General features: G+C 36.9%; 7 protein-coding genes. 3 read left to right on the forward strand and 4 right to left on the reverse strand.

Annotated elements, in window-relative coordinates; genetic code table 11:
- The 4 genes from WBN20_RS17230 to ribD all read right to left on the reverse strand — a co-directional run.
- Positions 1-261, reverse strand: a 261-nt coding sequence (locus WBN20_RS17230) for a YigZ family protein (RefSeq protein ID WP_424282582.1), incomplete at its 3' end; no start/stop codon positions are given.
- Positions 261-1,124 (reverse strand): EamA family transporter, encoded by an 864-nt coding sequence (locus WBN20_RS17235; protein WP_424274228.1) that lies wholly within the window; start codon positions 1,122-1,124, stop codon positions 261-263. The genes WBN20_RS17235 and WBN20_RS17230, both read right to left, overlap by 1 nt.
- The gene (locus WBN20_RS17240) at positions 1,118-1,729 is read right to left on the reverse strand and encodes an HAD-IA family hydrolase (RefSeq protein WP_424282583.1); all 612 of its coding nucleotides are present in this window, start codon (positions 1,727-1,729) and stop codon (positions 1,118-1,120) included. The genes WBN20_RS17235 and WBN20_RS17240 overlap by 7 nt, the downstream gene beginning before the upstream one ends.
- Positions 1,722-2,774 (reverse strand): bifunctional diaminohydroxyphosphoribosylaminopyrimidine deaminase/5-amino-6-(5-phosphoribosylamino)uracil reductase RibD, encoded by a 1,053-nt coding sequence (gene ribD / locus WBN20_RS17245; protein WP_424282584.1) that lies wholly within the window; start codon positions 2,772-2,774, stop codon positions 1,722-1,724. Before ribD ends, WBN20_RS17240 begins: the two co-directional genes overlap by 8 nt.
- Positions 2,775-2,877: 103 nt before the next feature.
- Here ribD and prmC point away from each other — a divergent pair, with 103 nt between their 5' ends.
- From prmC to ligA, 3 genes are all read left to right on the forward strand, one after another.
- Complete coding sequence (gene prmC, locus WBN20_RS17250) at positions 2,878-3,732, forward strand: peptide chain release factor N(5)-glutamine methyltransferase (protein ID WP_424282585.1); 855 nt, start codon at positions 2,878-2,880, stop codon at positions 3,730-3,732.
- Between the two features lie 61 nt (positions 3,733-3,793).
- On the forward strand, positions 3,794-4,375 hold the full coding sequence (locus WBN20_RS17255) for a TIGR00730 family Rossman fold protein (RefSeq protein ID WP_424272502.1): 582 nt from the start codon (positions 3,794-3,796) through the stop codon (positions 4,373-4,375).
- Positions 4,375-6,372, forward strand: a complete 1,998-nt coding sequence (gene ligA, locus WBN20_RS17260) for an NAD-dependent DNA ligase LigA (RefSeq protein WP_424282586.1) — start codon at positions 4,375-4,377, stop codon at positions 6,370-6,372. The genes WBN20_RS17255 and ligA overlap by 1 nt, the downstream gene beginning before the upstream one ends.
- Positions 6,373-6,469 lie beyond the last annotated feature (97 nt).

Consider the following 6,469-nt stretch of genomic DNA (forward strand, 5'->3'; position numbering starts at 1 on the left):
GTATATGGGCATTCCTGCTGAGTTGTTTGGTTCCCCATCGTCATTTGCTCTATAACTTTGCTTTTCTATACCCACTCTCCATGCATAGCAAACATGATTTGCAGTTGGGTGCTTTTTACGAAGATTATCTATAATTTGTTTTATTTCCCTCTCATTTGTTATTGGAAAAGTATAGGCATAAAACTTACTCTTGCGGTCCTTATAAAGTATACCGTCTGATGCCTTGGCTATTGTTTTATATATATCAATTTTATTTTCCATCAAAAGAATGCCACTAAAATAATACTTATAACTGCCAACAAGATACCACCCCAGTTTTTAGGGCTGATCTTTTCTTTGAATAATACAATACCGAGTAAGGTTGAAAACATTACGATGGCAACATTATTTAGTGTAAAAATGGAAGCACTGTTCAGTGTTTCATTTTGAAGCGCTCTTAATAAAAAGAAAATAGAGAAGAAATTGGGAACTCCGAGAGCAATACCCCCCAAAACATTTTTGAAATTAAGTTTTAAGGGTTTTTTAAATGATCTTAAGAGAATAAACAAGATTCCGGTACAGGCTGCAGCACCAAATACAGTGGCTGAAAATATTGGAAATTCATTTGTTGATACATGATTTTCTTCCATGTATTTTATGCTCGCGTCAATAATGCCTGAACCTAAAAAAACCATCACAGGCAACAAAAGAGTTCTTTTTTGAATAGCACGGGGCGCATCTTTCACAGATGCAAAATATACCGCAGCCAATGCCAATATAATACCCGATGTTTTAAAAAAGCTGAGTTTTTCGTTATATAATATCAGTCCCAGTATCACAGGGATCACCAATGACATTTTGGTGGCAACAGATGCTACCGATACTCCCAGGCGTTGTGATGTCTTTGCCATAAGATTAAAGACTACGATAAACAGAACACCTAATAACAAAGTACCATAAAACCAATCATTTTTTGGAATTTCATATAACTGTACAGGCTTGTTGTAAAATAGAATTCCAACCAGACAGGCGGTAACATAATTTATAATTATCGCATAAATAGTCTGGACCTTGTGTGTATCAAATAATTTAAAAATTACAAATATCAGACTTGAAAAAAGGATACTTAATAAAAGGTCTAGCATTTTAATATTTTAGTATTTAGGTCTAAAATATCCTCTTCACCAACCTTAAGGTTCCAGCATGTAATGCCTAATTCTGCAGCCGCAGAGGTATGTACTTTACTGTCGTCTATAAAGAAGGTTTTTTCTGCATTGAGATTATTTGAATTCAGTACATATTCAAAGATGGCGGCTTCGGGTTTTCTCAAATTTATCTGATGAGATAAATAGAACTTTTCAAAACAGTTTTTAAAACGTTTATATCTTTCTTCACCCATTCTCTCCTGCACAAATTTTATGTGCAATTCATTCGTATTACTTAACAGGAAAAGACGATATTCTTTTTCGTCAGCTAATTTTTCAATAAATTTTAGTCGTTTTTCCGGGAAATCAAGAATTATAGAGTTCCAGGCGTGAATTAAATCCAATCTGCTTGCTTTGGGAAACAATTGATTGGTTTTATCAAGAAAATCTTCAGTCGTGATCAATCCTTTTTCATAGGCTATAAACAAGGTTTCCAGATCAGGGGTGAGATTCTTAAATCCAAATACCTGCATTTCCCTTGCTGTGGCTTGTTTGTCCAGGTTTATGAAGACATCCCCAAAATCAAAGATGATATTCTCAATCATTTAATAGTGTTTTTATGGTATTATTACCAATGATTTCTATATCAACCGGTTGGCCCTCAATATGTGGTGCTTTTGTACCGGTGTCAAAAACAGTATCTCCTGTAATTATTCTTGCTTCATCCCATAGTCCTGCATTGATAAAAGTTGCTAAGGTAAGAGCACCTCCTTCAATTAGAACACTGGCTATATTATTTTGAAATAATATCCTGCAGGTTTCTTCGGCCAGGTTCTTCTCAAAATCAATAATTTCATATTGTAAACCTTCCTGATACTTCGTTTCATCCTTTACCTTTGTTAGGATAATGGTTCGGGTGGAATTGTCATAAATATGAAAATCTATTGGTAGTTTTAGCGTTTTATCGATAATTATTCGAATGGGGAAGGTTCCTTTCCAATAACGAACATCTAATCTTGGATTATCTTCCAAAGCAGTATTTGTTCCAACTAATATTGCCTGTTGTTCACTTCGCCATTGATGCACTCGTTGTCTCGCATAGGAATTGCTAATCCAATAAGGTTCGGGTTTGGTTTTACGCCAGTCTGCGCCAGGGGCAATAAACCCATCTTTAGTCTCCGCCCATTTCAAAATAATAAAAGGCCTGTTTTTTTCCTGAAAAGTTAAAAAACGCTTGTGATGCCTTCGGCACTCTTTTTCTAATACACCTACTAATACTTCACACCCGGCTTCTTTAAGCTTTTTAATTCCACGGCCAGATACCTCAGGATTAGGATCCTGAATACCTATAATCACTTTCTGCAAGTTATTCGTGATTATAAGATCGGCACAAGGTGGAGTTTTTCCATAATGGGAACAGGGCTCCAGAGTAACATAAAGTGTAGCTTCTTTTAAAAGTGATTTGTCGGCAACGGAATTTATGGCATTCACTTCTGCATGGGGCCCGCCATATTTACTGGTGTAGCCTTCACCTATGATTATACCTTGATGGGTTATTAAGCTTCCAACCATTGGATTTGGTGCTGAAAAAGCCAGGGCTTTTTTGCCTAATTCAATGCAACGGCGCATATATTTTTCGTGTATCTTCACCTTGCAAAAGTAGGATATTCCTGAAGAATAGGGATGTAAAAGGAATTCAGGAAACAGCTGCTTTTCGAACTGTCATTTTTGGAAGTACATAGCATTAAAAGAAATGTTGTTAAAGGAAATCAAGGACATATATCACAGGGAATTGGATGAAAAGTATCCCAAAGAGGAAGTAGACAGTATGTTTTATTTAATGATAGAACATTTTTTAGGTTTAGAGCAATTTATTCTTGCAATAGATCCGAGGATTGTAATCACAAAGGATGAAGAACAATATATGTTTGAAGGCTTATCAAAACTAAGGGATGAAATACCTATTCAGTATGTTTTGGGAGAAACCACTTTTATGGACTTGAAAATTATGGTAAATGAGTCTGTTCTAATACCAAGACCCGAAACAGAAGAATTAGTAAGCTGGGTTCTTAAAGATATTGAAAATTTGGAAGACAATCTTAAGATTGTTGATATTGGAACAGGAAGTGGCTGCATTGCAATTTCTCTTTTCAAATTAAAACCAAGCCTTAAGATCACAGCAATGGATATTTCCAAATCTGCGATTGAAGTAGCAGAAAAAAATGCGTTAAAGAATAATGCGGATATTGAATTTATTCAAGCCGATATTTTAAAGATACCCTTGTTAAAAGAAAACTATGACATTATAGTTTCTAATCCTCCTTATGTTAGGGAGATGGAGAAAGATCAAATGCATAATAATGTCCTTAAAAATGAGCCTAATTTGGCATTGTTTGTTCCTGATGAAGATCCGTTACTTTTCTATAGACCTATAGCCAAACTCGCAAAAAATAACTTAACCCCCAAAGGTGTTCTTTATATGGAAATTAATCAATATTTAGGTGAAGAGGTAAAAGAGCTTTTGAAGGAATTCGGTTTTTCTGAAATTGAGCTCAGAAAAGATATCTTTGGAAACGACAGAATGATTAAAGCCAGGCAAGCAGGATAAATTTAAAATGCGTTATAATTGTCTTTTTTAATATTTTTAAAGTCCAGAGAATGTTTACGAAATGAAAAGTATTGTTGTCTTTTGTGGTAGTAGTGAAGGAAAAGACCCTCTTATATTGGATAAAGCTTATTCCTTAGGTAGGGAAATGGCTGAAAGATCTATTCAACTCGTATATGGAGCAGCAAGAATTGGAGTAATGGGTAAGTTAGCTCAGGGTACACTTGACCATTCAGGAAACGTTGTCGGGATTATCCCGGATTTTCTTAAACTCAAAGAAGTATTCCATCCCGGCCTAACTGAATTGATTGTGACAGAAAATATGCATGAGCGTAAACTCAAAATGCATGAAATGTCCGAAGGTGTAATTATGCTGCCTGGGGGCTATGGCACTTTGGAGGAATTTTTTGAAATGATAACATGGGCTCAATTGGGATTGCATCACAAACCTATAGGCATTCTAAATGTTAACGGATTTTATAACAGTTTAATGGAGATGCTGAAAATAATGGTTGATCAGGGATTTGTTAACCAGGAAAACTATGATATGATACTTCTAGACCATTCAATTAACGGTTTATTGGATAAGATGATGCGCTATCGCCCTAAGCATGTGCCCAAATGGATAAATAAAGATCAGCTTTAATGACTATTAAGGAAAAAATAGAAGTCTTACGCCGTGAATTACGCGAACATAATCATAAGTACTATGTGCTCACCAGTCCAACTATCTCGGATTATGAGTTTGATATGAAATTAAAGGAGTTGCAGGCATTAGAGGAACAGTATCCCGAATTTATGGATACAACTTCCCCGACCATGCGAGTAGGAGGTACTGTCACCAAGAATTTTGAGACCGTAGTTCATGAACATAGGATGTATTCATTGGATAACTCTTATTCCAAAGAAGAGTTATTGGATTGGGAAAAGAGGGTATTGCGGATTTTGGGAGATTCTGCAGTTAACTTTACATGTGAACTAAAATATGATGGTGCCTCAATTAGCTTAACTTACGAAAATGGGGAACTTGTTAGAGGAGTTACAAGAGGTGATGGATTTCAGGGAGATGACGTAACTGCAAATATAAGAACCATAAAATCTGTGCCCCTAAGATTACAAGGTGATTTCCCATCTAAATTTGATATTAGGGGAGAAATTGTACTACCAATGGAAGGTTTTGCTCAAATGAATGAAGAGCGCATTAATAATGGGGAGGACCCTTATATGAACCCCCGTAACACTGCGGCCGGGAGCCTTAAATTACAGGATAGTGCACTAGTTGCGGAAAGACCTTTGGAATGCCTTTTATACGGAATTACCGGAAGTAACCTTAACTTTTCATCCCAATTTGAAATGCTTCTAAAAGCGCGCGAATGGGGTTTTAAAGTCCCTTCTGCGGCTAAGCTCTGTAAAACTACGGAGGAAGTGATGGAGTTTTTGGAGGTTTGGGATATTGAGCGCCATAGTCTTCCATATGAAACTGATGGTGTGGTTGTAAAAGTGAACAACCTTCAACAACAGGAAGAATTGGGTTATACCGCTAAGTCCCCAAGGTGGGCTCTGGCCTACAAATTTAAGTCAGAACAGGCAGTTACAATTCTTAATGAGATTAGCTATCAGGTGGGCAGAACCGGAGCTATCACACCTGTTGCAAATTTAGAACCTGTTCTCCTTGCCGGAACCACGGTAAAAAGAGCTTCATTGCATAATGCTGATCAAATAGCTAAGCTTGATATACGTGAAGGGGATACAGTGCGTGTAGAGAAAGGGGGTGAAATTATCCCTAAGATTGTAGGAGTCGATTTGTCAAAACGCCCTTTGAACTCTATACCCACCAGATATATTACAAACTGTCCTGAATGTGGTACAGAGTTGATTAGAAAAGCTGGGGAGGCCCAGCATTTCTGCCCTAATGAGAGCGGTTGTCCGCCCCAGATAACCGGGAGAATTCAGCATTTCATTTCCAGAAAAGCGCTGGATATTGAAGGTTTGGGAAGTGAAACAGTAGAATTGTTATATAATGAGGGCTTAATTAATAATTATGCCGATCTGTATACCCTAACAAAAGATCAGCTAATGCCTTTGGAGCGCATGGCAGAAAAATCAGCCGAAAATTTAATTAATGGGGTAGCGGCATCTGCTAATGTTCCTTTTGAACGCGTGTTATTCGGACTTGGCATTCGATATGTAGGGGAAACTGTGGCTAAAAAATTGGCTAAGGCATATAAGAATATAGATTCATTAATGGCGGCCACAGAAAATGAGTTGGTAATGGTAGATGAAATTGGAGAGAGAATTGCTGAAAGTACAGTGAATTTCTTTAATGAGGAAAAGAACAGAGATATTATAAACCAACTAAAAGAATATGGCCTTCAGTTTTCACTTACCGATAAGCAACTGGATGGGCAAACTGATAAACTTAAGGGTCAGACCTTTGTGGTCTCCGGCGTATTTGAAAAAGTAAGTCGAACGGAACTGAAAAAGAATATTGAAGACAATGGGGGTAAAGTTAGTTCTTCCATTTCCTCAAAGACTTCTTATGTGGTGGCGGGCGCCAATATGGGCCCCAGTAAAAAAGAGAAGGCAGATAAATTAGGTATTCCAATTATTTCAGAAGACGAATTTTTAGCACTAATCAATTAAACCCTCTTTTTTCAGAAAAAGAGGGTTTAAAGAGTTTGTTTGGCTACATTCTAGTCTCCACTAAGTTCTTTATTGTATACCCATATTTCATCCCAAC

The organism is Eudoraea sp. (assembly GCF_049665975.1).
In the GTDB taxonomy this organism is placed as follows: domain Bacteria; phylum Bacteroidota; class Bacteroidia; order Flavobacteriales; family Flavobacteriaceae; genus Eudoraea.